At 63.4% G+C, this 25,076-nt stretch carries 26 protein-coding genes; 15 read left to right on the top strand and 11 right to left on the bottom strand.

The genetic code is table 11. The annotated features are described in order from the left end of the window. Window positions 1-455: 455 nt before the first annotated feature. The 3 genes from CH339_RS24325 to CH339_RS13105 are packed head-to-tail and all read left to right on the top strand — an operon-like array spanning window position 456 to window position 2,489. A complete protein-coding gene (locus CH339_RS24325) occupies window positions 456-965 on the top strand; it encodes a hypothetical protein (protein WP_146610173.1) in 510 nt (169 codons plus the stop codon). Window positions 966-977: 12 nt separating this feature from the next. Next, the gene (locus CH339_RS13110; protein ID WP_170138517.1) at window positions 978-1,784 is read left to right on the top strand and encodes an SAM-dependent methyltransferase; all 807 of its coding nucleotides are present in this window, start codon (window positions 978-980) and stop codon (window positions 1,782-1,784) included. A gap of 27 nt (window positions 1,785-1,811) precedes the next feature. Further along, window positions 1,812-2,489 (top strand): aKG-HExxH-type peptide beta-hydroxylase, encoded by a 678-nt coding sequence (locus CH339_RS13105; RefSeq protein WP_111434810.1) that lies wholly within the window; start codon window positions 1,812-1,814, stop codon window positions 2,487-2,489. 34 nt (window positions 2,490-2,523) lie between these two features. On the opposite strand, the gene CH339_RS25410 is transcribed toward CH339_RS13105, so the two are convergent. Next, entirely contained in the window at window positions 2,524-3,321 is a 798-nt protein-coding gene (locus tag CH339_RS25410) for a Stf0 family sulfotransferase (RefSeq protein ID WP_111434809.1), read from the bottom strand. 414 nt (window positions 3,322-3,735) lie between these two features. Here CH339_RS25410 and CH339_RS13095 point away from each other — a divergent pair, with 414 nt between their 5' ends. From CH339_RS13095 to CH339_RS13075, 5 genes are all read left to right on the top strand, one after another. Beyond that, window positions 3,736-4,497 carry a heme ABC transporter permease gene (locus CH339_RS13095; RefSeq protein WP_111434842.1) on the top strand — a complete coding sequence of 254 codons (762 nt, stop codon included), beginning with the start codon at window positions 3,736-3,738 and terminating at the stop codon, window positions 4,495-4,497. 115 nt (window positions 4,498-4,612) lie between these two features. Continuing rightward, the gene (gene ccmD / locus CH339_RS13090) at window positions 4,613-4,792 is read left to right on the top strand and encodes a heme exporter protein CcmD (RefSeq protein WP_111434808.1); all 180 of its coding nucleotides are present in this window, start codon (window positions 4,613-4,615) and stop codon (window positions 4,790-4,792) included. Next, the gene (locus CH339_RS13085) at window positions 4,789-5,466 is read left to right on the top strand and encodes a DsbE family thiol:disulfide interchange protein (RefSeq protein WP_111434807.1); all 678 of its coding nucleotides are present in this window, start codon (window positions 4,789-4,791) and stop codon (window positions 5,464-5,466) included. The genes ccmD and CH339_RS13085 overlap by 4 nt, the downstream gene beginning before the upstream one ends. Beyond that, the gene (locus CH339_RS13080; protein WP_111434806.1) at window positions 5,466-6,020 is read left to right on the top strand and encodes an NUDIX hydrolase; all 555 of its coding nucleotides are present in this window, start codon (window positions 5,466-5,468) and stop codon (window positions 6,018-6,020) included. The genes CH339_RS13085 and CH339_RS13080 overlap by 1 nt, the downstream gene beginning before the upstream one ends. Before the next feature lie 162 nt (window positions 6,021-6,182). After that, window positions 6,183-6,977 (top strand): DUF1223 domain-containing protein, encoded by a 795-nt coding sequence (locus CH339_RS13075; RefSeq protein WP_111434841.1) that lies wholly within the window; start codon window positions 6,183-6,185, stop codon window positions 6,975-6,977. Between the two features lie 85 nt (window positions 6,978-7,062). Here CH339_RS13075 and CH339_RS13070 read toward each other — a convergent pair whose 3' ends face one another. Further along, the gene (locus CH339_RS13070; RefSeq protein ID WP_111434805.1) at window positions 7,063-8,094 is read right to left on the bottom strand and encodes an aldo/keto reductase; all 1,032 of its coding nucleotides are present in this window, start codon (window positions 8,092-8,094) and stop codon (window positions 7,063-7,065) included. 251 nt (window positions 8,095-8,345) lie between these two features. Between CH339_RS13070 and CH339_RS13065 the strand changes: the two genes are divergently transcribed. Further along, window positions 8,346-9,272: an AraC family transcriptional regulator gene (locus tag CH339_RS13065; protein WP_111434804.1), complete on the top strand. Its 927-nt coding sequence runs from the start codon at window positions 8,346-8,348 to the stop codon at window positions 9,270-9,272. A 3-nt stretch (window positions 9,273-9,275) separates the two neighbouring features. On the opposite strand, the gene htpG is transcribed toward CH339_RS13065, so the two are convergent. Further along, window positions 9,276-11,195 (bottom strand): molecular chaperone HtpG, encoded by a 1,920-nt coding sequence (gene htpG / locus CH339_RS13060; RefSeq protein ID WP_420825920.1) that lies wholly within the window; start codon window positions 11,193-11,195, stop codon window positions 9,276-9,278. A 463-nt stretch (window positions 11,196-11,658) separates the two neighbouring features. Between htpG and CH339_RS13055 the strand changes: the two genes are divergently transcribed. Next, the gene (locus CH339_RS13055; RefSeq protein WP_111434803.1) at window positions 11,659-12,042 is read left to right on the top strand and encodes a DUF2794 domain-containing protein; all 384 of its coding nucleotides are present in this window, start codon (window positions 11,659-11,661) and stop codon (window positions 12,040-12,042) included. A gap of 305 nt (window positions 12,043-12,347) precedes the next feature. Here the strand turns inward: CH339_RS13055 and CH339_RS13050 are convergent, their stop codons facing one another. From CH339_RS13050 to CH339_RS13035, 4 genes are all read right to left on the bottom strand, one after another. Next, a complete protein-coding gene (locus CH339_RS13050) occupies window positions 12,348-12,869 on the bottom strand; it encodes a GNAT family N-acetyltransferase (protein WP_111434802.1) in 522 nt (173 codons plus the stop codon). 139 nt (window positions 12,870-13,008) lie between these two features. Then, complete coding sequence (locus tag CH339_RS13045) at window positions 13,009-13,803, bottom strand: Bax inhibitor-1/YccA family protein (protein ID WP_111434801.1); 795 nt, start codon at window positions 13,801-13,803, stop codon at window positions 13,009-13,011. Between the two features lie 227 nt (window positions 13,804-14,030). Next, window positions 14,031-16,637, bottom strand: coding sequence for an ABC transporter permease (locus CH339_RS13040; protein WP_111434800.1), 2,607 nt, complete (start codon window positions 16,635-16,637; stop codon window positions 14,031-14,033). Window positions 16,638-16,649: 12 nt separating this feature from the next. Then, complete coding sequence (locus CH339_RS13035; RefSeq protein ID WP_201240899.1) at window positions 16,650-17,333, bottom strand: ABC transporter ATP-binding protein; 684 nt, start codon at window positions 17,331-17,333, stop codon at window positions 16,650-16,652. A 143-nt stretch (window positions 17,334-17,476) separates the two neighbouring features. Between CH339_RS13035 and CH339_RS13030 the strand changes: the two genes are divergently transcribed. The 3 genes from CH339_RS13030 to CH339_RS13020 all read left to right on the top strand — a co-directional run bounded on the left by CH339_RS13030 (window position 17,477) and on the right by CH339_RS13020 (window position 19,545). Continuing rightward, entirely contained in the window at window positions 17,477-18,109 is a 633-nt protein-coding gene (locus CH339_RS13030) for an arylesterase (RefSeq protein WP_111434798.1), read from the top strand. A 164-nt stretch (window positions 18,110-18,273) separates the two neighbouring features. Beyond that, window positions 18,274-18,912 (top strand): arylesterase, encoded by a 639-nt coding sequence (locus CH339_RS13025; RefSeq protein WP_111434839.1) that lies wholly within the window; start codon window positions 18,274-18,276, stop codon window positions 18,910-18,912. A gap of 90 nt (window positions 18,913-19,002) precedes the next feature. Further along, on the top strand, window positions 19,003-19,545 hold the full coding sequence (locus tag CH339_RS13020; RefSeq protein WP_146610171.1) for a hypothetical protein: 543 nt from the start codon (window positions 19,003-19,005) through the stop codon (window positions 19,543-19,545). A 7-nt stretch (window positions 19,546-19,552) separates the two neighbouring features. Here the strand turns inward: CH339_RS13020 and CH339_RS13015 are convergent, their stop codons facing one another. From CH339_RS13015 to CH339_RS13005, 3 genes are all read right to left on the bottom strand, one after another. Further along, the gene (locus tag CH339_RS13015) at window positions 19,553-20,047 is read right to left on the bottom strand and encodes a hypothetical protein (protein ID WP_111434796.1); all 495 of its coding nucleotides are present in this window, start codon (window positions 20,045-20,047) and stop codon (window positions 19,553-19,555) included. After that, window positions 20,044-21,255: a dual-specificity RNA methyltransferase RlmN gene (gene rlmN, locus CH339_RS13010; RefSeq protein ID WP_111434795.1), complete on the bottom strand. Its 1,212-nt coding sequence runs from the start codon at window positions 21,253-21,255 to the stop codon at window positions 20,044-20,046. Before rlmN ends, CH339_RS13015 begins: the two co-directional genes overlap by 4 nt. Window positions 21,256-21,443: 188 nt before the next feature. After that, on the bottom strand, window positions 21,444-21,872 hold the full coding sequence (locus tag CH339_RS13005; RefSeq protein WP_306461177.1) for an invasion associated locus B family protein: 429 nt from the start codon (window positions 21,870-21,872) through the stop codon (window positions 21,444-21,446). Between the two features lie 531 nt (window positions 21,873-22,403). Here CH339_RS13005 and CH339_RS13000 point away from each other — a divergent pair. Then, the gene (locus tag CH339_RS13000; protein WP_111434793.1) at window positions 22,404-22,973 is read left to right on the top strand and encodes a sigma-70 family RNA polymerase sigma factor; all 570 of its coding nucleotides are present in this window, start codon (window positions 22,404-22,406) and stop codon (window positions 22,971-22,973) included. A gap of 83 nt (window positions 22,974-23,056) precedes the next feature. Here the strand turns inward: CH339_RS13000 and CH339_RS12995 are convergent, their stop codons facing one another. Beyond that, window positions 23,057-23,659, bottom strand: a complete 603-nt coding sequence (locus CH339_RS12995) for a TrmH family RNA methyltransferase (protein ID WP_111434792.1) — start codon at window positions 23,657-23,659, stop codon at window positions 23,057-23,059. Between the two features lie 215 nt (window positions 23,660-23,874). Between CH339_RS12995 and CH339_RS12990 the strand changes: the two genes are divergently transcribed. After that, window positions 23,875-24,849, top strand: a complete 975-nt coding sequence (locus CH339_RS12990; protein WP_111434791.1) for an NADPH:quinone oxidoreductase family protein — start codon at window positions 23,875-23,877, stop codon at window positions 24,847-24,849. Window positions 24,850-25,076 lie beyond the last annotated feature (227 nt).

Raw genomic sequence — 25,076 nt, 5'->3', positions numbered from 1 at the left:
GTACGCGTTTATGAGTCGGTGACCTAAGCGGCTACCTGCACCGCCTTAGAGTTGTCCCACGCCGCCTCGACAACTACGGAAAGAATACGAAATCGCGAGCCGCAAAACTGGCTGACCCCACATGAGTCAGACTAGATTTTGCAACCCAAGCGTGATATACAATCCTAGATATAAAATAATGGAGATTATGATGGCCGAAGGGAAGAAAGTTTCCGCTGAAATTGCGAAGGCACTTGATCACATTAGCGCGATTGACTCGGTATACACAGAAGAAGAAAACAAACGAGCAATTCAGACAGCTGAAAATATGGGGTACGCACCGCGTAGCTGTACATGGTGGGGCGGCTGCTATTACTGCAATGACGGTAGTGGTTGGTATTTGGTATACTGCATAGCGTGAAGTCATCTCCCCTCTAAAGACCTATAATTGCTCCTTTTGAAGAGAGGAACCTGCAATGAGCCCCGCGCTGCAAAAACTTCTATCGGACACACTACTCGATCGTGCTTTGCGCAAGGAGATTTATTCTCATCCTGATCTGCTTCAAGAGCGTTTTGACTTAACGCCGGACGAAGTGCATTACGTTATTTCACAGCTCGATCGACCATCCGACAATGCCGAAGAACCTGACTTCGGTATGAAAAAATATACAATTTCTTTTCCTGAGAACATTGAAGCACTGGGGGAAGTGGAAACGTCCGAAAACGCTGTTCGGCTGAGCAACCCAGACTACTACGTTCGTCCAGTAACAGTTGTAACAACAACGACGACGGTTAACACAGTGACTGTGACTACTACAACAACAACAACACCCACACCCACTGAAGACATCTATTCTTCGGATATGGAAAAACTTGATGTGAAATCATCCGATATTATTGATCTGGCGACAAAAATTCGGTCTAGCAAGAAAGCCGAACGCCTGCCGCTGGTGCGTAGTTTGGCCAAGGCAGTGGCTTCTCGGTGAATGAGACACATTATGAGTTATGACATCTACATTGTCGGGATAGGCATTAAATGGATTGAGCATATCACCCTCGAGGTCGATCGCGTTCTAGGTTTCTGCAAAGAAATATTATACATAGAGCGAGCTCCTGGAATCGAGGAATACTTCGCCGAAAAAGCTGATTTCGTAACTAATTTGACTGATCTGTATTCGGAGGACTCTGAACGTACGGAAACCTATCATGAGATGGCAACGCGCGTAGTAGATTCTGCCCTTGAGCATTCGCCGGTAGCGTTCGCGCTTTACGGACACCCAACAATTTATGCGTATCCCCCCTTTTTGGTTAGAGAAATGGCAGCTTCCCTCGGATTGAGCGTAAAGCTGTTGCCTGGGATTTCTGCGTTGGACTGCCTGTTTTGTGACCTAGCAATCGATCCCTCGGTGAATGGAATTCAGATGTTTGAGGCAACAGATTTACTTCTACGCGAACATCCAATAAATACAGCAGCAGCAACAGTGATTTGGCAGATCGGCTCATTGGAAACAGCACTTTTTTCCTCCGCGCGTAGCGCGGCAAGCCGTTTTGATCGGTTTCGGGATTACTTGCTTCGCTTCTTCCCTGAGCACCACCCAATTTATGCGGTCTATAGCCAACCTCATCCAATGCTGAAGTCTCAAGTCCACAAATTCGAAATTAGCAAGATCGAGCAGTTTTCGACCGTTCTTCACTCAGCAGTTACGCTGTACTTGCCACCTAGAATGCCATCCGAAGTGAAGAATGTGGAACTTCTGAGCAAACTCCAGGACCCAAATTATCTTCGCAATTTGACGGCTACATGATCAATTTTTGTGATATAAGGACACTCCTTGAAAACAGACCTATATATCGCGGCCGCACCTGTAGCTAACCTGACTTCGTCCTCTTCTTCATTTTATACTACACCTATAGTAACAAATCGCATTTCAGACTTTGCAAATCTGCAACGGGCATCTGACATTGATGCGGCTCGTACCCAGGTCGAAGAGGCACTCAAACTCGTTGGCTTGCTCGTCCCAGAGTATTACTCTTGGATTATATCCGTTATATATGAAATCGTTGCGCTGGACAGCGAGTTTGGCAATCGCAGTGGAAGCGACTGTACTATCCCAGGTGTTATTTGCCTTAGCTTACCGTCAAAAATAGATTTTGTCGTAGAGGCTCTTGTGCACGAAGCAGCCCATCAGCACTTTTACAAAGCAGAAAAAAATATAGGTCTGTTCGTAGAAAAAGAATGTGAAGTTTTTGGTTATTCACCAATAATTAAAAAAATACGGCCAATATCCAAAATATTACTCGCATACCATGCGTTAGTTAACACCTTGTTACTGTTTCTTCGATCAAAAAAAAGCAACGATTATTATGGCATTTCTACAGCTCACATTTCGTGGCTCGAGGAAGTTTCATATGAATTTGAAATTCAGCTGCTGGCGCAATCGGCATTAACAGAATTTGGAATCTTCTTTTTCCAGTCAATAAAGCACCAAAAGCACCTTATCATTGGATAAATAGGCGATAAATTACTAATATAATAAAATAGTACTAGTTCATACTTTCTGGAATCCAATTAAAAACAGATTTTTTTGGCAATCTATCATTAAAATATCTTTGTTCCCATTCTTCGGTAATAAAATCGGATTGTGGTAATAATATTGAACTAATCGCAAAGTCGTGCGTGTCTGTTCGAGTGCTAAGAAAGTCCAATATACTAGATATAGTTACTTCTGGAGAAAGTACGAGGTCTTCATAGAAAACTGTATGTGGCAAGATGCAATATCTTTGGCAATAATCCGAGAAGTAGATTTCTCTTTGAATTATCTCTTGTACGAGGTGATCGATTTTAAAGAAGTCGTATGATTCGTTTATCGAGTTACTCGTTTCCGGAACATTGGATCGACGGAACCAAATGTTGCTGCATAGGGCGCGGTACCACGAAATGGCTTGCCGTACTTTGTTTCTTCTGGACAGATGAACATATCTTACATTTGAGAAGACCGAGGTCAAATCGACGCGAGAGTTGTTCCCGGGCTTTGCGACACCGGCCTGTTGCAATTTGAAATAGAGATGTTCGAACGCCATTGGCCCAAGGATCAACTTAGTTCCAAACACACCGTTGGTACTTGTTCCTCGATCGACAATGTCGCCAAGCCTAGATGCGTCCCAAGACGCTTCATGATTGTGTTTCTCGCAACGCCAAAAATGTTCCTCCGGGTAACCTGCTAAATGAGTCTGACACAGTAAGGTGCTAAGGTGATTACTTCCTGATCGCGGAGTCGCGCATATGAAGCAGGCAATCGTGGCGCTAAGGCGCGCCCTCAAGTCGGTACTTGCACATTTCATTTCAAGCGGCACGAGCTACCTCCTCAAAAAACCACGCCCAAAATAATGCATGATCATATTGCTTAGGCAACAGCTGGGAACATTGGATCGCTAGAGGAGTGAGTAGGTGGGGGAACGCCGGACGCTAACCTCGACGGCGGGCGGGCTGTCTGAGCTGAAGCAGTCGTTCGTTGCCTCTCCACGAAGGTCTAAATGGGGCTCGGAACGGCCCTTCGCAGCGTTTTTTCTCTGGCGGCAGCTTTGGGCCGACAGCGGACTTTTTCTTCCCGGTGGGCTTAGTGATGCGCGCTTCGCTCCCTATTCCCATTCCAAAGTGCCGCACCCCCAGCCCACCCCCGACTGACATAAGTCAAGGCGTTATATTCCCCGGCCTGCATTGTGGTTCGCAGTGAGGAGGGTTAGATAATGGGCGTCATGAGCGAAACGGTTTCTTCCCCTTCGGGCGGCATCTGGGCGCTGGCCAATCCGACCCGCTTTCTCGGCTTCATTTCGAAGCTCCTGCCGTGGATGATCGGCGCGACGGTGCTTCTGTTCGTCGTCGGCCTCTACATGTCGTTCTTCTACGCCCCGGCCGACTACCAGCAGGGCAACACGGTGCGGATCATGTACATCCACGTGCCGGCGGCCTGGCTCGCCATGTTCGGCTACACGATGATGTCGATCTCCTCCGTCGGGCTCCTGGTCTGGAAGCACCCGCTGGCGGACGTCTCGGCGAAATCGGCGGCGCCGATCGGCGCGGCGTTCACGTTCCTGGCGCTGATCACCGGCTCGATCTGGGGCAAGCCGATGTGGGGCACCTGGTGGGAATGGGATGCGCGGCTCACCTCCGTCCTCATCCTGTTCATCATGTATCTCGGCCTGATCGCGCTGTGGCGCTCGATCGAGGATCCGATCCGCGCCGGCAAGGCGGCGGCGATCCTGGTGCTGGTCGGCTTCATCAACATCCCGATCATCAAGTTCTCGGTGGAATGGTGGAACACGCTGCACCAGCCGGCGAGCGTCATGCGCATGGACGGGCCGACGATCCACCCCTCGATCCTGATCCCGCTCCTCGTGATGGCCGTCGCCTTCACGTTCCTGTTCGTGACGCTGCACCTGATGGCCATGCGCAACGAGATCCTGCGCCGGCGCATCCGCACGCTGCGCATGATCGAGGCGAGCAGCGGGCCGCACTAGCGGCGGTGACGACAAGGACGGCGCCGCGGCCGACGCCCGGATGACGATTGACTGCGCCCGCGGCCTGCCCCATTTGCCGGGCAGGATAACGGGCAGTTCGAAGGACCAAGACCCGATGTTTTCCGATCCCCATGCCGGCTATATCATCGCCGCCTACGCGATCTCCGCGGTGACCGTCGTCGCGCTCGTCGCCTGGATCTGGGCCGACTATGGCGTCCAGCGCCGGCTGCTCCACGAGCTTGAGGCGCGGGGCGTGCGCCGGCGCTCCGAAAAGGCCCATGGGGGCCAGAAATGAGCGATATCGAAAGCGAGACGTCGGCCGGCCGGCAAGCCGAGGCCGGCAAGGCGCCGGGCGATCTTCCGCGCCGCAAGGGGCCGTCGCTGCTGGTGCTTCTGCCGCTGATCCTTTTCGGCGGGCTCTGCGTGCTGTTCTACCTGCAACTCAGCCATGGCGGCTCCAGCCGGATCATTCCCTCCGTCCTGATCGACAAGCCGGCGCCGGAATTCGACCTGGCGGCGCTGAAGGGCCTCACCTACAATGGCCAGCCGGCGCCGGGGCTCTCCCGCGCCGACCTTGACGGCAAGGTCACCCTCATCAATTTCTGGGCCTCCTGGTGCGTGCCCTGCCGGCAGGAGCATCCGATGCTCCTGGAACTGGCCAAGGACGACCGGTTCCAGCTTGCCGGCATCAATGTGCGGGACTCGGAATCTAACGCCCTCGGCTACATGCAAGAGCATGGCAATCCGTTCGCGCGCAACGGCGTCGACCAGAATTACCGCACGGCGATCGATTTTGGCGTCACCGGGCAGCCCGAAACCTTCCTGATCGATACGTTCGGCTGCATCCGCTACAAGCATGTCGGCCCGCTCTACGAGGAGCTCTGGGCGGAAAAGTTCGAGCCGCTGATCAAGCAGTCGCTGGGCGCGACGGCGCCGCCGGAGGGCTGCCAGGCGGGAGCCTCCGGGTAATGACGGACGAGGGTCCGGCGCCCGACAGGACGGATTTCGTGCGCGCCGTGCCGGACGGCGACACCCATGAGCGGGACGTCTGCGCCCGCTGCGGCTTCATTTCCTACGATAATCCCAAGGTCGTGGTCGGCTCGGTGGTGCGGGCCGGCGACAAGGTGCTGATGTGCCGCCGGGCGATCGACCCGCGAAAGGGGTTCTGGACGCTGCCGGCCGGGTTCCTGGAGCTCAACGAGACGCCGGAGGAGGGCGCCCGGCGCGAGGCCCTGGAGGAGGCGAACGCACGGATCGAGATCGAGTCCCTGCTCGCCATCTACACCATCCCGCGGATTTCCCAGGTGCAGCTCATCTACCGGGCCGTGCTCCATGGCGACGTGGCGCCGGGGCCGGAGAGCCTTGAGGTGGCGCTGTTCGCCTGGGACGGCCTGCCGGCGGCGGCGGAGATCGCCTTTCCCTCGGTGATCTGGGCGCTCGACCATGAGCGGGAGATCGCGCGCGGCGCCAGCGGCCCGTTCGGCAATCCGCGCGGTGCCCTCGGCGACATGGTGTCCGACTGAGGCTCCCATCGGGTCCGGCCGATTGACCGGGCGGCGGGATCGCGCTTTTCTCACTCCAACGTGACTGGCAAGTGACGAGGATGCTTTCTAGGGTCTGCCAGTCGCCAGGGTGCCGGGACGCATCGTGGCGGCCGACAGACAATCCGATCGATGGACGGAACGATGACAAAGGGTCTTCGCCGGTTTCCCGGCGGCCTTACGATGGTGCGCGCCGTTGCGGCGCCGGCAATGTTCCTCGCCCTTGCGGCGGGGATCGGCCACGCGCTGCCCGCAGCCGCGGGGCCGAAGGCCGTGATCGAGCTGTTCACCAGCCAGGGCTGCTCGTCCTGTCCGCCGGCCGACCGGCTCGCCGGCACGCTCAGCCACGACAAGGACCTCATCGTGCTGTCGCTCCCCGTCGATTACTGGGACTATCTCGGCTGGAAGGACACGCTGGCGCGGCCGGAATTCACCGACCGCCAGAAGGCCTATTCCCGGGTTCTCGGCAATACCGGCGTCTACACGCCGCAGGTCATCGTCAACGGCCGCGAACACGTCATCGGCAGCGACGCGCAGGGCATCTCCATCGCCGTCAAGCGCCAGATGAACCGCTATGACGGCCTGCCGGTGCCGGTCTCGCTCGGCTCGGACGGCAACAAGCTCACCGTCGTCGTCGGCAGCGAGGGCGCGGACGGAACGAAGTTGCTTGCCGGCGGCTCGGCAACGCTGTGGCTGGTCACCTACGAGCCGGCACGCGAGGTGCCGATCGGGCGCGGCGAGAACAGCGGCCGCACGATCACCTACACCAATGTGGTGCGCACCATCCAGCCCATCGGCATGTGGGACGGCGGCCACAAGACCATCGAGCTGCCGCGCGACGAGATCCTGAAGAAGGGCGCCGGCATGGCCTGCGCCGTGCTCCTGCAGCGCGATCTTGCCGGCCGGCCCGGCGCCATCCTCGGCGCGGCGAAGATGTAGACGCCGCGGGCTTTTCCAGACCCGTCAGCACGCCAACGGCGCCGGCCTTTTCGTAAGGGCCGGCGCCGTTGTTTTGTGTTGCTGCCTATTCGGGGAGGAAGTCGGCGCGGTATTCGCCCTGGCGCTCGATCATCCAGCCGGGATATTCGGCCGGCAGGGCGCTGACGGCGTCGAGGGTCTTCAGCTCCTCCTCCGACAGACTGACATTGACGGCGCCGAGATTATCCTCAAGCTGGTCGGTCCGCTTGGCGCCGACGATGACGCTGGTGACCGCCTTCTGGTGCAGGAGCCAGGCAAGCGCGATCTGGGCGACCGAGACGCCGTGGCTCTCGGCAATCGGGCGCATGGCGTCGATGACGTCGAAGCCGCGTTCCTTGTCGACGGGCGGGAAGTCGAAACTGGCGCGGCGGCTGTCGGGTGCGCTTTCCTCCTCGCGGCTGTATTTGCCGGAGAGGAGACCGCCGGCGAGCGGGCTCCAGACCATCAGCCCGACGCCTTCGGACTTCAGCAGCGGCACGATCTCGCGTTCCAGGTCACGGCCGGCGATGGTGTAGTAGGCCTGGAGGGAGCGGAACGGCTCAAGGTTCTTCCTCTCGGCAATGCCGAGCGCCTTCATGATCTGCCAGGCGGCCCAGTTGGAGACGCCGACATAGCGCACCAGCCCGCGCTTCACGAGGTTGTCGAGGGCGTCGATGGTTTCTTCCATCGGCGTCAGCGGGTCGAAGCCGTGGATCTGGTAAAGGTCGATATGGTCGATCTGCAGCCGCTTCAGGCTTGCCTCGGCCTGGTTGAGGATGTGGTAGCGCGAGGCGCCGCGGGCGTTCGGGCCCTCACCCATGGGGCCGAGCACCTTGGTGGCAATAACGACGTCGTCGCGGGCAACGCCGAGGTTCTTCAGCGCCGTTCCGGTGATTTCCTCGGCAAGGCCCTCGGCATAGACGTTGGCGGTGTCGATGAAGTTGATGCCGCCGTCGAGCGCGGTGCGCATCAGGGTATCGGCGTCGTCCTGGCCGAGCGAGCCGATCGCCTGCCAGAAGCCGCGGCCGCCGAAGGTCATGGTGCCGAAGCAGAGTTCGGAGACGAGAAGGCCGGTGCGGCCAAGGGGTTTGTATCGCATCGGGATATCCTCTGGTTGGTGAGAGATGATGTGCCGGCCGGCGGACCGGGGAAGGGCGGTTTGGGAAAATGGGGAATCGGGTGGCGCCGCGCCGGGCTGTCCCTGAAATGGGGCGCATCGCCCGGCGGCGATAGACAGATGCTCTTCGTTTCTTGCCCGATCCTCTCACAGGGGCGTCATTTCGCACCCCGAAGCCTTGCCTCCTTGCCCGATCGGCGCCAGTCTCACAGGGACCCCGCAGGAGACAGCAGATGGCCACCCTTCAAGACCTTGCCGCCGTGATGGGCCGGCATTCCAGCGACGGGCGGGTGGAGACACCGATCCCCGGCGTCTCTCTCGTCAGCTCGGTGAGCGAGACGCTGCCCAATCGCGTCATCTATGAGCCGTTCCTGTGCGTCATTGCGCAAGGGGCGAAGGAAGTGACGCTCGGCGACAGGGTGTTCGCCTATGAGGCCGGCCGCTATGTGGTGGCGTCCATCGACCTGCCCGTCTGCGGGCGGATCACCGAGGCGCGCCGGGACCGGCCGTTCCTGTCGTTCTCGCTACGGCTCGATCCGGCGGTGCTGGCCGAACTCCTGCTGTCGCTGCCGGAACGGCGCGATACCGAGGCGCCGCCGCTTGCCGGCCTTTCGGTCGCGACCCTGCCGGGCGACGTGCTGGACCCGGTGGTGCGGCTCGTCTCCCTGCTCGATACGCCCGGCGACATTCCGGTGCTGGCGCCGCTGTTCGAACGGGAAATCCTCTACCGGCTGCTGAAGGGGGAAAAGGGCGCCATGCTGCGCCAGATCGCGCTTTCCGACAGCCGGTTGTCGCAGATCGGCCGGGCGATTGCCGCGATCCGCAACGGCTATTCGGAGGCGTTGCGCATCGAGGCGCTGGCCGACATCGCCGGCATGAGCACCGCCTCGTTCCACCGCCATTTCAAGACGGTGACGGCGATGACGCCGCTGCAATACCAGAAGCAGATCCGCCTGCAGGAGGCGCGCCGGCTGCTGGTCTCCCAGCGCGGCGACGCGGCCCATGTGGCCTTTACCGTCGGCTACGAAAGCCCGTCCCAGTTCAGCCGGGAATATGCGCGCCTGTTCGGCGCCCCGCCGGGACGGGACGCCGCCGCGCTCCGCGACCTCGGCGACCGCGACCCGCGCCGGCTCGCGGAGATGTTGCAGGCGGATGCGTGATCCCTATCCCGCGAACCGGTCGGTCATCAGCGCCGTCAGCTTTGCCGAAAACTCCACCGGGTCGGCCGGGGCCTCGCCGTCGAGGATGCGAGCAAGGCCGAAGAGGAGCTCCGCCGCTTCGCCGGCTGCCGCCTTGTCGCCGGACGCCGTCTTGGCCGCCAGCGATTTGATCATGGCGTGGCGCGGGTTGATCTCCAGGATCGGCTTGGAGAGCATCGCGCCCTCCTGCTGGGCGAGCAGCTTTTCGAGCTGGCGGTCGTAGCCGAGATCGGGGGCGACGAGGCAGACCGGGCTCTGCGACAGGCGTTCCGAGGCGCGCACGTCGCTGACCGCTTCGCCGAGGCTGGCTTTCAGGGCCGTGACAAGGGACGCGGTCTCGCCGGCTTCGGCGGCCTCCTCTTTCGGCTTTTCGTCCTCCGGAAGGGCGATCTTGTCGAGGTCGGCCACCCCTTGCGTCACCGATTGGAACGGCTTTCCGTCATAGCCGAGGGCGGTCCTCACCCAGAACGCATCGACCGGATCGGCGAGCAGCAGCACTTCGACATCGCGGGCGCGGTAGCCCTCAAGGTGCGGGCTCCTCTTCAGGGTCGAAAGGTCGTCGCCGAGCGCATAGTAGAGCGCGGTCTGGTTTTCCTTCAGATCGGCGACGATCTCGGCAAGCGTGCGCCAGCCGTCGCCGGATTTCGTGGTGCGGAAGCGGGCGAGCTTGAAGAGGGCGTCGCGCTTTTCCGGGTCCTCGTAGATGCCTTCCTTGATGACCGGGCCGAAGGCATCCCAGACCTTTGCGTAGGTCTCGGCGTCCTTTTCCGCGCATTTCTCCAGTTCGGAAATCACCCGGTTGGTGACGCCGCGGCGGATGGCGTCGAGCACCGGATTGTTCTGCAGCATCTCGCGGGAAAGGTTGAGCGGCAGGTCGTCGCTGTCGACAACGCCGCGCACGAAGCGCAGCCAGGGCGGCAGGATCTCCGCATCGTCGGTGATGAAGACGCGGCGGACATAGAGCTTCACCCGGCCCTTGCGGTTGGGATCGAACAGGTCGAACGGCTTCGACGAGGGCACGAAGAGGAGGACGGAATATTCCTGCCGGCCTTCGGCCCGGTAGTGGACGGTGATCGCCGGGTCGTCGTACTGGCCGCCGATATGGCCATAAAAATCCTTCAGCTCCTCCGGCTTGACCTCCGATTTCGGCTTGCGCCACAGGGCCGAGCCGTCGGCGAGCTGGCGCTCCTCGCCCTCACCGCCGCTCTCTCCGCCCAGCGCCAGCACGATCGGGATCGGCACATGGGCGGAGTATTCCCGGACGATGCGCTCGATGGTGCCTTCCTTGGCGTAGTCCCTGGACTCCTCGTTGAGGTGGAGGACGACGCGTGTGCCCCTGGCGGGCGCGGCTTCCAGCGGCGCTTCCTCGACGGTGAAGGTGCCGAGGCCGTCGGATTTCCACGACCAGGCGCGGTCGTCGCCGGCGCGCCGGCTCACCACCTCGACCTTGTCGGCGACCATGAAGGAGGCATAGAAGCCGACGCCGAACTGGCCGATGAGGGCGCTGCGGTCCTCGGTCTTTTCCAGGCCCTCCAGGAAGGCGCGGGTGCCGGAGCGGGCGATGGTGCCGAGATTGGCGATCAGCTCGCCGTGGTCCATGCCGATGCCGTTGTCGGCAACGGTCAGCGTGCCGGCCTCCTTGTCGGCGGCGAGCAGGATGCGGAAGGCCGGATCATCGGCGACGAGGCTGGCGTCGGTCACGGACAGGTGCCGCAGGCGCTCGCAGGCATCGGCCGCATTGGAGATCAGCTCGCGCAGGAAGATGTCCTTGTTGGAATAGACCGAGTGCACCATCAGATGGAGCAGGCGCGAGACTTCGGCCTCAAAGCTCAGCGTCTCGGCGGTGCCAGCGGTCTCTGTGTCTTTGGTCTCGTTCATGGTCATTCCGGTTTGGCTGTCTGAAAAAATCGAAAAACGGGCGCGCTCCGGCGCAGCCTAGAGCTTTCCTGCGCGGGCGCGGCGACGGGCTGAGATATCGGTTGTGGGGAACGGAAAATCAAGCGCGGGCGGCGGATCCGCGGCGCGGTGCCGGCGGCCATAAAAAAGGGCCGGCGACGGGCCGGCCTGCTTGAAGGTCTTGTTCGGGGATTGGTGTTGCCGTCGAAGAGTGGCCCGGTTCAACGCACGACCCCGGGGGGCTGGGGGGCTGAAATTTCCGAAGTCCTCGCCGAACCGGGCCGTCTGAGGCAACAATCTCAATGTGGGGGTCCAAAGTGGTTTCGCAAGGGCTGGATTCTGGCGAAACTGTGATTTTTTATAACTGTTTTGCTAACCGGCGAACAATCCTCTCTTGAAACGTTTCGCCAAGCCCGCGATCATGCGTCGAGCAAGACCGCAGGGAGGCGCAATGAGCGACGTCGAGCCAAGCGAGCGATACGGCGGCAGCAGACTTCTTCCCGCCGCCGCCCGGAGCGCACAGCAGCAGCCGATACAGATATCCTTCAACCGCAAGGAACTGGATCTGATCCTCAGGCTCTACGGCCGCCGGGTCGCGGAGGGGGAATGGCGCGACTACGCCATCGACCATTTGCGCGACAGGGCGGTTTTTTCGATCTTCCGGCGGACCAGCGAAATGCCGCTCTACCGTATCGAGAAGAACCCGAAGCTGGCCCGGCGCCAGGGCGCCTACAGCGTCGTTGCCGCCGGCGGCGCGATTCTCAAGCGCGGCCACGACCTCGCCAATGTGCTGAGAGTGTTCGAGAAGAAGGCGCGGCTCAGTTTGGTGGAGTAGGGGTGGCGCTCGCGGTTGAGTGCATAGCACGCGCCCTATGGATTGCCGCGTCGGCCTTGCGGCCTCCTCGCAATGACGCTGACATTCCACAGGAATCTCAACGTCATTGCGAGCGAAGCGAAGCAATCCAGTAGCGGCTTTTGCTGGCTATTACCGGCGTATCGTACTGGAATGGACGTTAAAAGTCGCTACAAGAAGCGCTCTTGGACCCGGGTTACTTCAGAGGGCAAGGGCGGGGGAGTGCCCGAAACCCGCTGCCAAAGCATGACGAGGCGGACCATGGCGCGTGCGTAGGCACGCTCCCGTCAGTTCCCCGGCGGCGTCCCGTCGCCCTCGCCGAGCTCCCGCTGCATCAGGACCGTGTCGAGCCAGCGGCCGTGCTTGTAGCCGACGCTTCTGAAGGTGCCGATGTGGCGGAAGCCGCAGGTCTCGTGCAGGCGGATGGAGGCTTTGTTGCCGCTGTCGCCGATGACGGCGATCATCTGCCGGAAGTCCCGCTCCGTGGCGGCCGCGATGACGGCCTCCATCAGGGCGCGGGCAACGCCGCGTCGGCGGAAGGCGGCGTCCACATAGATCGCGTTCTCCACCGTGCCGTAATAGGCGGGTCGTGCCCGATAGGCGCCCGCATAGGCGTAGCCGGCGATGGTGCTGTCGATGTCCGCAACCAGGTAGGGATAGCCGGCATCGGTCAGCCGGCTCCAGCGCATCGCCATTTCCACGACGTCCGGCGGCGTCAGCTCGAAGGACGCGGTGCCGGTGGCGACGGCCTCGCCGTAGATGCGGGTGATTTCTTCAAGGTCGTCGGTGGTGGCCGGGCGGATCTGCATGGCGGCTCCAGGGGAAGGCCGCCTTCCTTAGCAAGTTTTTTGCCGGCGGAAAATCGCTCCCGGCGCAGCTCTCGGGCGCAACGAAAAAGGGCGCGGAAATCCGCGCCCTTGATCGTATCCATCGTGGTCCGTGATGCCGCTATTCGCGGTTGCCGAACAGGCTGAGGAGCATGATGAACATGTTGATGAAGTCGAGGTAGAGCCTGAGCGCGCCCATCACGGCCTTGCGGCCGGCGACGGCGCTGTCGTCGCCCTCGTAGTACATCTCCTTGATCTGCTGGGTGTCGTAGGCGGTCAGGCCGGCAAAGACGAGGACGCCGATGACGGAGATCGCGAACTGCATCGCCGGTGACGCGAGGAAATAGTTGACCAGCGAGGCGATGATGATGCCGATCAGGCCCATGAACAGGAACGAGCCCCAGCCGGAAAGGTCCTTCTTGGTGGTGTAGCCGTAAAGGCTGAGCGCACCGAAGGACGCCGCGGTGATGAAGAAGACGCGGGCGATCGAGCCATTGGTGTAGACCAGGAAGATCGACGACAGCGAGATGCCGACGAGGGCGGCATAGATCCAGAACGTCGTCTGCGCCGCGCTGACGCTCATCTTGTGAACGCGGAAGCTGAGGAAGAAGACCATGGCGAGCGGCGCCAGGATCACCACCCACTTCAGCGGGCTGGCATAGAGGGCAAGGCCGAGCTGCGTCAGGAAGACGCCCTGCTTGACCATGACCGGCGAGCCGTTGATCACGGCGGCGCTGCCGGCGTCGCCGGTGACGGCGAGGTTGAAGATGGCGAGCGCCGCAATGCCGGTGATCACAAGGCCGATGGCCATGTAGTTGTAGACCTGCAGCATGTAGGACCGCAGGCCGGCGTCGATGGCCGCGTCCGCACGAGTCGCCGTGCCGAAACGGGCATAGGGATTTTGATTGGGAGTCATTCGATTCCTCTCCAGAATGGCTCAGAAAACTTTGCCCGGAAAACGTGGGGTTCCCGAGACTTCTCTCCCAATATGGTTTCGATGGGAGCCGGGGACAAGGCTTTCGCGCATTACATTTGCGAAAGCTTTTCACTGTGGTGATCCAAAGCTGAAAGCGGTCCTGGCCGTAACCTTTTTTCTTTCGCGAGACCAGATAGTTAGAGACGTGCCAGCGGCGCCGGCCGCGATCAAAGATTGCGCAGCACCGGTGCCGGTTTTTCGCCGAGCACCCGCCAGGTGCCGAACAGGCCGAAGGCGAGGGTGACGATGAGGGCGCCCAAGGCCGAGGTCGCGGCGACCTCCGGCAGGAAGGTGAAGCCCATGTTCATGACCCCGGTCAGCACCGCCCAGGCGGCGAGCGCGCCGGCAACGACGCCGAAGATGGCGGTGGCAAGGCCGATCAGCAGATATTCCAGGCCGAAGGCGGCGATCAGGCGCATTCGCGTGGCACCAAGGGTCTTCAGGATGACGGCGTCGTAGATGCGGTGGCGGTGGCCGCTGGCGAGTGCGCCGGCGAGCACTAGGACGCTGGCGATCAGCGTGATGCTGGCGGCCGAACGGATAGCCAGCGCCAGCTTGCCGACGAGGTCGTTGACCATGGTCAGCGCGTCCTTGACGCGCACCGCCGTCACCGTCGGGAAGGCATCGCTGACGGCGCGCAGCACCGCCATTTCCTTCTCGCGCGTGCCGCCGTCCGGGAAGGTCAGGGTGGCGAGATGCGGGTGCGGCGCGCCGGCGAAGGTGTTGGGCGAGAACACCATGACGAAGTTGATCGACAGCGAGCGCCACTCGACCGTGCGCAGATTGGCGATCCGCGCTGTGATCTCGCGACCGAGGACGTTGACGGTGATGGTGTCGCCGACCTTGAGGCCCAGTTCGCCGGCAAGCTCGGCGGCAAAGGAGACCAGCGGCTCGCCCTGATAATCCTTCGGCCACCAGGTGCCCGACAGGATTTCGGTGTTCCGGGGCGGATCGGCGTCGTAGGTGATGCCGCGGTCGCCGCGCAGCACCCAGCGCGCGCCGGGTTCTGCCTCGTATTCGCTCGCCGGGGTGCCGTTCAGCTTCGTGATGCGGCCGCGCAGCATCGGCACGCGCTCCTGCTTTCCGTCCGGCGCAACGCGGGCAAGCAGCTCTTCGAAGGCGGGGACCTCGGCGGTCTGGATGTCGATGAAGAAGAAGCTCGGCGCCTGCTCCGGCAGGTCGGAGGTGAGCTCGCGGCGCAGATTGCCGTCGATCAGGGCGAGCGTGACGATGAGGGCAAGGCCGAGGCCGAGGGACAGCACCACGGTCGGCGTCAGCGCGCCGGGGCGATGGATGTTGGCGACGGCGAGCCGGAGCTCGGTGCGACGCGGCCGCGGTACGGCGCGGGCGAGCGCCATGACGCCGACGGCGACGAGCCTCAGGATCGCGAAGGCGACGAGGGTCGCCGCGACATAGATGAGGGCGATGCGCCGGTCCTCGGCAAGGGTGACGGCGATCAGCGTCAGGGCGACGACGGCAGCGCCCGTTGCGACGACATAGCGCCAGCGCGGCAGCGTGCGGCTGGCGGCAACGTGGTCGCGGAAAAGGGCGGTCGGCGGGACGTCGTGGGCGCGTCCGAGCGGCCAGACGGCAAAGGTCAGCGTCGTCAGCACGCCGTAGACGAGCGCCAGCAGCAGTTCGCGCGGATAGACGCCGAAGGCGGTCTTGAAGGGCAATATGTCGGCGAGCAGCGCGCCGGCCACATTCGGCAGGATGGCGCCGATTACGAGGCCGACTGCGATGCCGATGAGCGCGATCGCCAGGATCTGCACCAGATAGACCTTGAAGACGAAATCGCCGTCCGCGCCGAGGCATTTGAAGGTGGCGATGACCTCGCGCCTTCCGTCGAGGTGGGAGCGCACCGCATTGGCGATGCCGACGCCGCCGACGACGAGGGCGGTGAGGCCGACCAGCGTCAGGAACTGGGCGAGGCGCTTGATGTTGACGGAAAGGCCCGGCGCGGCGTTGGCGCGGGAACGGATGCGCCAGCCGGCGTCCGGAAAGCGCTCCTTGGCGCGCTCGGTGGCGGCGGCGATTTCCGCCTCGCTGGCGACGCGGTTCTCCGCCAGCCTCACCCGGTAGCGCCAGCGCACCAGGCTGCCGGGCTGGATGAGGGTCGAGGCATCGAGCGCCTCGCGCCCGATCATCAGGCGCGGCCCGAAGGCGGCGCCGGAGCCCAAAAAGTCCGGCTCGCCGGCGATGACGCCGGTGACCTTCAGCGTGGTGCGGCCGAGGGAGAGGGTGTCGCCTTTTTGAAGCCCGAGCCGGGCGAGCAGGGTCGGGTCGACCGCCGCACCCCAGATCGTGCCGTCCGCATTGCTTCCGGCCGCGCCGAGGCGGTCGTGGACGTTGCCGCCGTCTTCGAGGTCGAGGGTGCCGTAGAGCGGGTAGGGGCCGTCGATGGCCTTGACCTCGACGAGGGCCTGTCGGTTGGCATCGCTATCCTCTTGCGGCACGCGGGCCATGGCGCGCAGCGTCGCGACCTCGGAGATATTGCCGAGGCTTTCCAGGAACGTGCGTTCCTCGGGCGTCGCTTCCCGGTGGACGATGGAAAAGGCAAGGTCGCCGCCGAGGATGGTCTGGCCCTCCGCGGCGATGCCTTCCGTCATGGCGCGCGAGAGCGAGCCGACGCCGGCGATGGTGGCAACGCCAAGGAGGATGCAGGCGAGGAAGACGTAAAAGCCCTTCAGGCCGCCGCGCAGCTCGCGAAAGGCAAAGCGCGAGGCGATGGCATAGGAAGGCGTGCTTATGACCGGCGTGTCGGTGCGGCTCATGTCAGATCCGGCCTATTGCGCCGCTTCGGCGGCATCGCGCGTCACGACGGTGCCGGAATGCATTTCCACGACGCGGTCGCAGCGCTCGGCCAGTTCCGGGTCGTGGCTAACCAGCACCAGCGTGGTGTTGCGCGCCTCGGCGGCGGAAAACATCAGGCTGGCGATCTCGCGCCCGGTCGCCTCGTCGAGATTGCCGGTCGGCTCGTCGGCAATGACGATGGCCGGCATCGGCGCTAAGGCCCGGGCGATCGCCACGCGCTGCTGCTCGCCGCCCGAAAGCTCGGCCGGATAGTGGGAAACGCGCGGACCGAGGCCGACACTCTCCAGCTCGGCGCGGGCGCGTTCAAAGGCATCCGGCGCCCCCTGCAGCTCCAGCGGCACGGCGACGTTTTCCAGCGCCGTCATGGTCGGGATCAGGTGGAAGGACTGGAAGACGATGCCGATATTGCGGCCGCGGAACCGGGCGAGCGCGCTCTCATCGAGCTTCGTCAGATCCGCTCCCGCGACGACGATCCGGCCGCTGTCGGCGCGCTCAAGGCCTGCCATCGCCATCAGCAGCGTCGACTTGCCGGAGCCGGAGGGACCGACGATACCGACCGACTGGCCGTCCCTGATGGCAAGGTCGACGCCTTTTAGGATATGGACCCGGCTGGCGCCGGAGCCCAGCGTCAGGTGCACCTTGTCGAGTTCGATCACGCTATCGGTTACTTCTTCGGTGACTGGCCGATCCAAGGGGCGGTGTCCTATATTCAGGTAGATGAGAGCGGGCGCGGTTCAGGGCGGATGCCCTGCCATATGGGGCGGCGGCCGTAAGGCTTCAATTCGATCAAGGAAATCCGATGCGCTCCGAACCGATTGTCTTTCTATCGATCCTCGGCATCCTGTTTGCCACCTTCAACGCCCTGGCCGAGGAGCGCGTGAAGATCGTCGCACTCGGCGACAGCCTCACCGCGGGTTACGGCCTGCCGCCCGGAAAGGGCTTTCCGACGCTTCTGGAGGGGACGCTGCGCGGGCGCAACCACGACGTGGAGGTGGTCAATGCAGGGGTCTCCGGCGATACCTCCAGCGGCGGGCTTGCCCGCTTCGACTGGTCGGTGCCCAAGGATGCCGATGCGCTGATCGTCGCACTCGGGGCAAATGACGCATTGCGCGGCATCGATCCGGACAAGACCCGCGCGGCGCTGGAGGACATCCTCAAGAAGGCCAAGGCCCGCGGGCTGCCGGTGCTGCTTGCCGGCATGCTGGCGCCGCCGAATATGGGGCCGGACTACCAGGCGGCGTTCGATCCGATCTATCCGGAGCTGGCGGAGAAATACGGCGCCGTCTTCTACCCGTTCTTCCTTGAGGGCGTCGCCGCGCAGCCAAAACTGAACCAGGACGACGGCATGCACCCGAATGTCGACGGGGTTCGGTTGATGGTGAAGGGCATCCTGCCGAAGGTCGAAGAGCTGATCGCCCGGGCCAAGGGCTGACGCCGGGCGCGGGGCGATCGGGGGCATTGCGGCGGGCGCTTGGGGCGACTGGCCGCGCCGGGGCGGGGTATCCCATGTGCTACGGGTGTCGGCGCCGGCCGGCGGTTCTGATTCCCGTGGAGCGCCGGGCCGAGTGGTCTCAACGAAACAAAAAGGACCTCCGCATGCGCTTTCCCAGACTTTTTGTGCTCGTCGTCATCGGCGTGCTGCTTGCCCCCCTCAACGCCCTGGCGGATGGGCCCGTCAAGATCGTCGTCCTCGGCGACAGCCTCGTCGCGGGCTACGGCCTTGCTGCCGGTAGGGATTTTCCGGCCCGGCTCGAGGCCGCCCTTCGTGCCGGCGGCAAGGACGTTTCGGTTGTCAATGCCGGGGTGACCGGCGACACCGCCTCGGGCGGGCTCTCCCGCTTCGAGCGCTACGTTCCGGAGGATGCCAGCGGGCTGATCCTGGAACTCGGCATCAACGACGCCATGCGCCGGATCGATCCGCAAAAGACCGAGCGGGCCCTTCGCGGCATCCTCGACAAGGCGAAGGAGCGGGGCATGGCCGTGCTGATCGCCGGCATGGTCGCGCCGGGCAGTTCCGGCAAGGACTATGCGGCCCGGTTCGATCCGATCTTTGGCCGGCTGGCCGAAGACTATGGCACGCTGCTCTACCCGTTTTTCCTTGACGGCGTCGCCGACGAGCCGGAACTTAAGCTTGCCGACGGCATCCACCCCAACCCTGAGGGCGTGGAGGTGCTGGTGAAAGGGATTCTGCCGCAGGCGGAGGACCTGGTCGAGCGGGCAGAGGCCGCGCAGTAGCGGAGCGGATGCCTTCAGGCGCCGATGCAGTCCAATGGCCCGAACGATAGCTGGAGTCCGCGCATAGGGACGCACGGAAAGGGGGCGGTGATGAAACGGGAAATTGCCATGGCCGTCCTCGCCCTGGCGGTCTTTGGCCACGTCGTTTTCTTCAGCCTGCCGGCATTGGCGCAGGGCTGGTCCCGGCCCTCCTTCATGCCGACGGAAGGCACCGTGCGCTACGAGATGAGCCTGCAGCATATCTGGTCGCCGGCGCGCATGCGCATGACCGGCACCATGAGCGGCGATGCGGCCGGCATCCGCCAGACCCATTGCCTGCAGATGCCGGCGACCCCCGTCATGACCTGCCAGCGCACCGTCAACGGCGAACCCGGACCGATCTATCAAGTGCCGGCGCCACCCTTTGGAACGGCCGAGATGATGCCGCGCGGGCTCAACGGTTCTCCCGGATTTGGCGGCTATGGCGGCAATGGCTGGGGACAGGGTGGCACGCTGCCCGGCTTCGGCACGCCGCCGTTTTCGGTCCCGATGGCGCCTTACGCGGGCAGTCCTGAAATGGAGATGTCGGGAAGCTGGGAATGGCAGGGCTGGCGGATTTCCGGCCGCTTCGTTTATTCGCCGGTGGCTTGGTAAAGGCGAATCAAACGCCTTCGCCGGCGTGGTTTTGCTGCGCCGCTTGCGGCCTATTTCCAACCTTCTGCCATTTGCCGGCATTGCGGCCGGCGAGCAGCCAGTAGACGGCGCCGGCCAGGACGCCCGCGGCAAGCAGCAGCTCCCAGGCCCGGAAGGCCGAGACATGGGTGTGCGGCACGATGTTGGTCGTCACGCTGGAGACCGCGGCAACGGCAAGCCCGCCGAGAAGGTGGGAGAGGGCGCCGCGGACGCTGAAGATTTCGCTGGCGATGATGGCGACCGTCGCCGGGATCAGAAAGGCGGCGCCGAGGTAGGAGCCGGCAAGGCCGACGAGAAGGGCGGTCTCGATCATCGCCGTCGTCGGGTCGAGATAGGGGTCGCGCAAGGCCGCCCATTCGGTGCCGGCCGACAGGGTGACGACGGCGCCGGCCACATAGGCGGCAATCAGGTAGACGACGATGACCCAGAGGGATCTCAGGACGATGGCGAAGATGCGCCTCATGCCCCGGTTCCCGCGATCATCGCCTCCATGGCCATGCGCTCGCGGGCGCGAAGGCGCTCCGAGGTCGATTTGAGCTGGCCGCAGGCGGCGAGGATGTCGCGGCCGCGCGGGGTGCGGATCGGCGAGGCGTAGCCGGCCCGGTTGACGATGGCCGCAAAGGTCTCGATCGTCTCCCAGTCGGAGCACTCATAGGCCGAGCCCGGCCAGGGATTGAACGGGATCAGGTTGATCTTGGCGGGAATGCCCTTCAGCAGCCGGACCAGCTCGCGGGCCTCTTCGGGGCTGTCGTTGACGCCCTTCAGCATGACGTATTCGAAGGTGATGCGGCGGGCGTTGGAAAGGCCCGGAAAGGTCCGGCAGGCCTCCATCAGCTCGGCGATCGGGTATTTCCTGTTGATCGGCACCAGCACGTCGCGCAGCTCGTCGCGTACGGCATGCAGCGAGATCGCCAGCATGGCGCCGATTTCCGCGCCGGTGCGCTCGATCATCGGCACGACGCCGGCGGTCGACAGGGTGATGCGCCGGCGCGACAGGCCGAGGCCTTCATTGTCGGAGGCGATGAAGAGGGCTTTCTTCACGTTGTCGAAATTGTAGAGCGGCTCGCCCATGCCCATCATGACGATGTTGGTCACAAGACGGCCTTCGCCCGGAACGATGGCCCCGGTCGGCGTTGCCGCGTCCGGAAAGTCGCCGATGCGATGGCGGGCAAGGCGGATCTGGGCGACGATCTCGCCGGCGGAAAGATTGCGCACCAGCTTCTGGGTGCCGGTGTGGCAGAAGGCGCAATTCAGCGTGCAGCCGACCTGGCTGGAAACGCAGAGCGTGCCGCGGCCTTCCTCGGGGATATAGACGGTCTCGACCTCGACCGGGCGCCCCGCGCCGGCCGGGGGAAAGCGCAGCAGCCATTTGCGGGTGCCGTCGACGGAGACCTGTTCGCTGACGATTTCCGGATAGGCGATGCTGCAGGCGGCGTCGAGCCGGGTCCGCAAATCCTTGGCGATGTTGGTCATGGCGGCGAAATCGTCGACGCCGCGCAGGTAGATCCAGTGCCAGAGCTGGGCGACGCGCATGCGCACCTGACGCTCCGGCACGCCGACCTGGCGGAGCGCCTCGCCCAGTTCCTCGCGGTCGAGGCCGACGAGGCTCAGGCGCTCGGCCGTTGCGGCCGGCGGCGTTTCGGGAAGGGATGCGGATGCGGTCTCGGTCATCGTTTGCGGTCTGTCCGGCTGGCGTCTGTCTGCGAAAGAGGGGCTTGCGGCAACACGAAAACGAGCGACGCGGCCATCGGCCCGTCGCCCGTCTCAATGTCTTCGGCCGATCATAGCCCAAAGCCGCCATATGGTGCCAGAGGCGGCGACCTTGAAGGGCTCCGCCCAGCGGGCGGTCGGCATTTCGGCTAGTTGCAGGCCTTCGTCGCGGCGTCGAGCGCCGCGGTGATGCCGGACAGCGAATAGCTGTAGCTGGTATTCGTGCCGCGCTGGGAAACGCCCTTCACCGTCATCCGCGAGCCCGCCTTCATGGCGCCGACCAGCCGCTGTTCTTCGGCGGCGTTGGCCACCCAGGCCCCGTCACCCTTGGTGAACATGGAAAAGCTGGTGCCGTCTACGTCGACGCTGAGGTCGGAATCGGTCTTGAACGGATAGCCGACGAACATCGACGGCTCGTTGCTGACGTTCTGACCGGGACGGGTGCTGACGAAGAAATAGACGTCGCCGTGGTCGACCGGCGGACCGGGCAGCTTCTGCTTCGGCACGGACAGTGCGTAGCAGACCTTGCCGGAAGAATCGGAATAGGTGCGGACCTCCCAGTCATTGTGCTTGGACAAGACACGGGAGGACTGCGCCTGAGCGCCGCTCGACAGAGCTACGGTCACAATTGCGACCAGGGCCGCTAAGCGTAATTTCATCATATCGTTCCGCTTTGTTCCTGCTCGTTCGATTGGGTCACCGTCACGTTTCCACGGTTTCCTCAAGAAAGCGTTACCAATTCATTGCGTCAGTGGCGCGCATTTTAGGCGTTTTTCGGGCCGGCCGGCCGGTTCTCGGGCGGGAGGCGGCCGGCTGCCGCGGACGGGAAATTTAATGTTCCCTTAACGATAATTTTATCCCCGGCGCTGCAGCGTCACGTCAGCCTTGAGCGTTTCACGTGTCAATTCCCCTTTAGGAGGCTGTTCCAAATGGACGTTCACCGCTCTAAGGTCGTTGCGTCAGAGGCTGTCGACAACAAATCGGGCGACAGTTTGTCATAAAGGATCGTTCAGCAGACGTGAAGACATCGCCCCGGATTGAGATGCCGTTCCGGCCGGGGGCGGGTGGAACGGAAGGGGGCACCGGCACAACCTGCAACAAAAACCAAAATGACCGTTGTGAGTAGACAGGAACACTTCGCCGACCTGATTGAACGGGTGGCTCGCGACGGCGACCGCGACGCGTTCACGGAGTTGTTCGACCACTTCGCCCCCAGGATCAAGGCGTATCTGATGCGAATCGGGGCCGAGGCCGGGCTTGCCGAAGAGGTCACCCAGGAGGTCATGGTCACCCTGTGGCGCAAGGCCGCCCAGTTCGACCGCAAGAAGGCGACGCTCTCCACCTGGCTGTTCCGGGTCGCGCGAAACCGGCGGATCGACATCCTGCGCCGCGGCAGCGACGCGGACCTTCCGTCCGACGATCCGCTGCTGATTCCGGAAGGCGATCCCGACCCGGAAACGCTCATCGACGCCGACCAGCGTGATCGCCGGGTGCGGGCCGCGCTTGCCGACCTGCCGGAAGAACAGGTCGACCTCATCCGGCTGTCGTTCTTCGACGGGCTTTCGCACGGCGCCATCGCGGACCGCACCGGCCTGCCGCTCGGCACCGTGAAATCGCGCATCCGGCTCGCCTTCGGGCGCCTGCGCAATGCGCTTGGCGACGCCGACGGCAGCGGGTGACTGCGGCGCGACCGGGCGCGTCACCGTTTGAAGCCTTCCTTGCGCGTTCCTGCAGACCCGGTCTCCTTCTCCGGGGACACGCGCTATTCCCGTCTTTCGCCGGCATCGGGCGGCTGCTTCTTCGCCTGGAAGATCGTCTCCGGCCGCCGTCCGGAGCGAAAGCGCGGCTTGCCGTGGACATGGGCCGCGAGGTCCTCGCTCGGCGCTCCGGCCGCGACCGGCCGCTCGGCGAACCGTCCCATGGTGCGGACGCGGTCGTACATGACGATGGCGCCGGCGGTCGCCACATTGATGCAGAAGGCGGTCGGGATTTTTATCACGTGGTCGCAGCGTTCCACCATCTGAGGCGACAGCGAGCCGGCCTCCGAACCCAGCACATAGGCGGCGCGCAAGGGGTGGCCGAAGCTCGGCAGCTCCACCGCATCGTCGAGAAGTTCTACGCCGACGAGCTTGCAGCCGGCCGGCAGGTCCATCTCGCCGACACTCGGCCAGGCGAAATAGGGCATGTGCTGGGCCGAGCGCGAGGTGTCCGATCCGGTCCGCCCGAGCGCCCGGTCGGCATCGACCGTGAAGGCAAAGGCGGCGCCGAAGGCGTGCGCCGTGCGCATCAGATTGCCGAGATTGCCGGGCTTGGAGAGGCCCTCAACGCCGATGGCGAAATAGCCGCGCGGGGGTTTCGACGTCATCGCTTCCGTTGCTTCTCTTTCGCGTAGGACCTGAGGGTGCTGCGACCGCAGGTGTCCGGCCGCTGCCGGCTTCCGGCGAATCGACGCCCATGCTATCAGATTGGGGTGCCGGTCCGCCGCCCGTGGCGGATTTCCGGCCATCGGCGTGGTTGCATAGCCGGCGGGGCGGCGCTGTCAACCAGGAGTGCGTTCCGGATCGGGCGGGGGAGGGGTTCATGAAAGCGGTTCTGTGCACGGAGCATGGCGGCGAGGACCACCTGGTGCTGGCCGATGTGGACGAGCCCGTCGCCGGTCCCGGCGAGGCCGTGGTCAGGGTGCATGCGGCCGCGCTCAATTTCTTCGACACGCTGATCATCCGCGGCAAATACCAGTTCAAGCCGGAGCTGCCGTTCTCGCCGGGCGGCGAGATGGCGGGCACGGTGGAATCGGTCGGCGAGGGCGTCGACCGGCTGAAGCCCGGGGACCGGGTCGTCGGCTATCTCGGCTGGGGCTGCTGCCGGGAGAAGGTGGTGGCGCCGGAGGACCAGCTCATCGTGCTGCCGGACGGCGTCGATTTCGAGACCGCCTCTGGCCTCATCATCATCTACGGCACGACGCTCCATGCGTTGGAGGAGCGCGCCAGCCTGCAGCCCGACGAGACGCTGGTGGTGCTCGGCGCCTCCGGCGGCGTCGGCCAGGCGGCGATCGAACTGGGCAAGATCCTCGGCGCGCGCGTCATCGCCTGTGCGTCGTCGGAGGACAAGCTCGACTTCTGCCGCTCGCTCGGCGCCGACGACCTCGTCAACTACGCCGATGGCGACCTGAAGCAGCGGCTGAAGGATCTCACCGACGGGGCCGGCGTCGATGTCGTCTACGACCCGGTCGGCGGCGACCACGCGGAGCAGGCGCTGAGGGCACTCACCTTCGGCGGCCGGTTCCTCGTCATCGGCTTTGCCTCCGGCGAGATCCCGAAGATCCCGCTGAACCTCGTCCTCCTCAAGGGCATCGACGTTCGCGGCGTGTTCTGGGGCGAGGCGGTGGCCCGCGACCCGGACCGGCACCGGGAGAGCATTTCCCGGCTCCTCGGCATGGTCGCGGACGGCGCACTCAAGCCGCACATCCACGCCACCTACCTGCTCGACGAGGTGCCGGAGGCCTTGAGCGAAATCCGCGAACGCCGGGTCAAGGGCAAGGTGGTGATCACGCCTTAGGTTTTCGCTCACGGCTGAGCGCTCGCTGACGCTCGCTGGCCTCCGCGGGGGCGGCGCATGGGCGCCGGCGGCCGGTTGGCCTTGCGAAGCCTTGCGGCTTCGATTGGGCTTCCTTCTGTCCGGCACACTCTGCCGTCACCCCGGGCTCGATGTATGTCCCGGGGAGATGGCTTACAGCGTTCGGGGAGATGGTTGACACTTTTGGCATGGATAGGCGGAGGAGGCCG

Source organism: Rhodobium orientis (assembly GCF_003258835.1).
In the GTDB taxonomy this organism is placed as follows: Bacteria; Pseudomonadota; Alphaproteobacteria; order Rhizobiales; family Rhodobiaceae; genus Rhodobium; species Rhodobium orientis.
This window is presented reverse-complemented; position numbering and strand designations above follow the sequence as displayed.

Bases quoted from the DNA above. Each gene is read 5' to 3' on its own strand.
- CH339_RS25410 (WP_111434809.1), bottom strand. From the start codon at position 3,321: ATGAAATGTGCAAGTACCGACTTGAGGGCGCGCCTTAGCGCCACGATT.
- htpG (WP_420825920.1), bottom strand. From the start codon at position 11,195: ATGACCATGAACGAGACCAAAGACACAGAGACCGCTGGCACCGCCGAG.
- CH339_RS13015 (WP_111434796.1), bottom strand. From the start codon at position 20,047: ATGAGGCGCATCTTCGCCATCGTCCTGAGATCCCTCTGGGTCATCGTC.
- CH339_RS13110 (WP_170138517.1), top strand. From the start codon at position 978: ATGAGTTATGACATCTACATTGTCGGGATAGGCATTAAATGGATTGAG.
- CH339_RS12995 (WP_111434792.1), bottom strand. From the start codon at position 23,659: ATGACGTCGAAACCCCCGCGCGGCTATTTCGCCATCGGCGTTGAGGGC.
- CH339_RS13050 (WP_111434802.1), bottom strand. From the start codon at position 12,869: ATGCAGATCCGCCCGGCCACCACCGACGACCTTGAAGAAATCACCCGC.
- CH339_RS13065 (WP_111434804.1), top strand. From the start codon at position 8,346: ATGGCCACCCTTCAAGACCTTGCCGCCGTGATGGGCCGGCATTCCAGC.
- CH339_RS13025 (WP_111434839.1), top strand. From the start codon at position 18,274: ATGCGCTTTCCCAGACTTTTTGTGCTCGTCGTCATCGGCGTGCTGCTT.
- CH339_RS13095 (WP_111434842.1), top strand. From the start codon at position 3,736: ATGAGCGAAACGGTTTCTTCCCCTTCGGGCGGCATCTGGGCGCTGGCC.
- CH339_RS24325 (WP_146610173.1), top strand. From the start codon at position 456: ATGAGCCCCGCGCTGCAAAAACTTCTATCGGACACACTACTCGATCGT.
- CH339_RS13030 (WP_111434798.1), top strand. From the start codon at position 17,477: ATGCGCTCCGAACCGATTGTCTTTCTATCGATCCTCGGCATCCTGTTT.
- CH339_RS12990 (WP_111434791.1), top strand. From the start codon at position 23,875: ATGAAAGCGGTTCTGTGCACGGAGCATGGCGGCGAGGACCACCTGGTG.
- CH339_RS13045 (WP_111434801.1), bottom strand. From the start codon at position 13,803: ATGACTCCCAATCAAAATCCCTATGCCCGTTTCGGCACGGCGACTCGT.
- CH339_RS13000 (WP_111434793.1), top strand. From the start codon at position 22,404: ATGACCGTTGTGAGTAGACAGGAACACTTCGCCGACCTGATTGAACGG.
- ccmD (WP_111434808.1), top strand. From the start codon at position 4,613: ATGTTTTCCGATCCCCATGCCGGCTATATCATCGCCGCCTACGCGATC.
- CH339_RS13020 (WP_146610171.1), top strand. From the start codon at position 19,003: ATGAAACGGGAAATTGCCATGGCCGTCCTCGCCCTGGCGGTCTTTGGC.
- CH339_RS13070 (WP_111434805.1), bottom strand. From the start codon at position 8,094: ATGCGATACAAACCCCTTGGCCGCACCGGCCTTCTCGTCTCCGAACTC.
- CH339_RS13085 (WP_111434807.1), top strand. From the start codon at position 4,789: ATGAGCGATATCGAAAGCGAGACGTCGGCCGGCCGGCAAGCCGAGGCC.
- rlmN (WP_111434795.1), bottom strand. From the start codon at position 21,255: ATGACCGAGACCGCATCCGCATCCCTTCCCGAAACGCCGCCGGCCGCA.
- CH339_RS13055 (WP_111434803.1), top strand. From the start codon at position 11,659: ATGAGCGACGTCGAGCCAAGCGAGCGATACGGCGGCAGCAGACTTCTT.
- CH339_RS13080 (WP_111434806.1), top strand. From the start codon at position 5,466: ATGACGGACGAGGGTCCGGCGCCCGACAGGACGGATTTCGTGCGCGCC.
- CH339_RS13040 (WP_111434800.1), bottom strand. From the start codon at position 16,637: ATGAGCCGCACCGACACGCCGGTCATAAGCACGCCTTCCTATGCCATC.
- CH339_RS13075 (WP_111434841.1), top strand. From the start codon at position 6,183: ATGACAAAGGGTCTTCGCCGGTTTCCCGGCGGCCTTACGATGGTGCGC.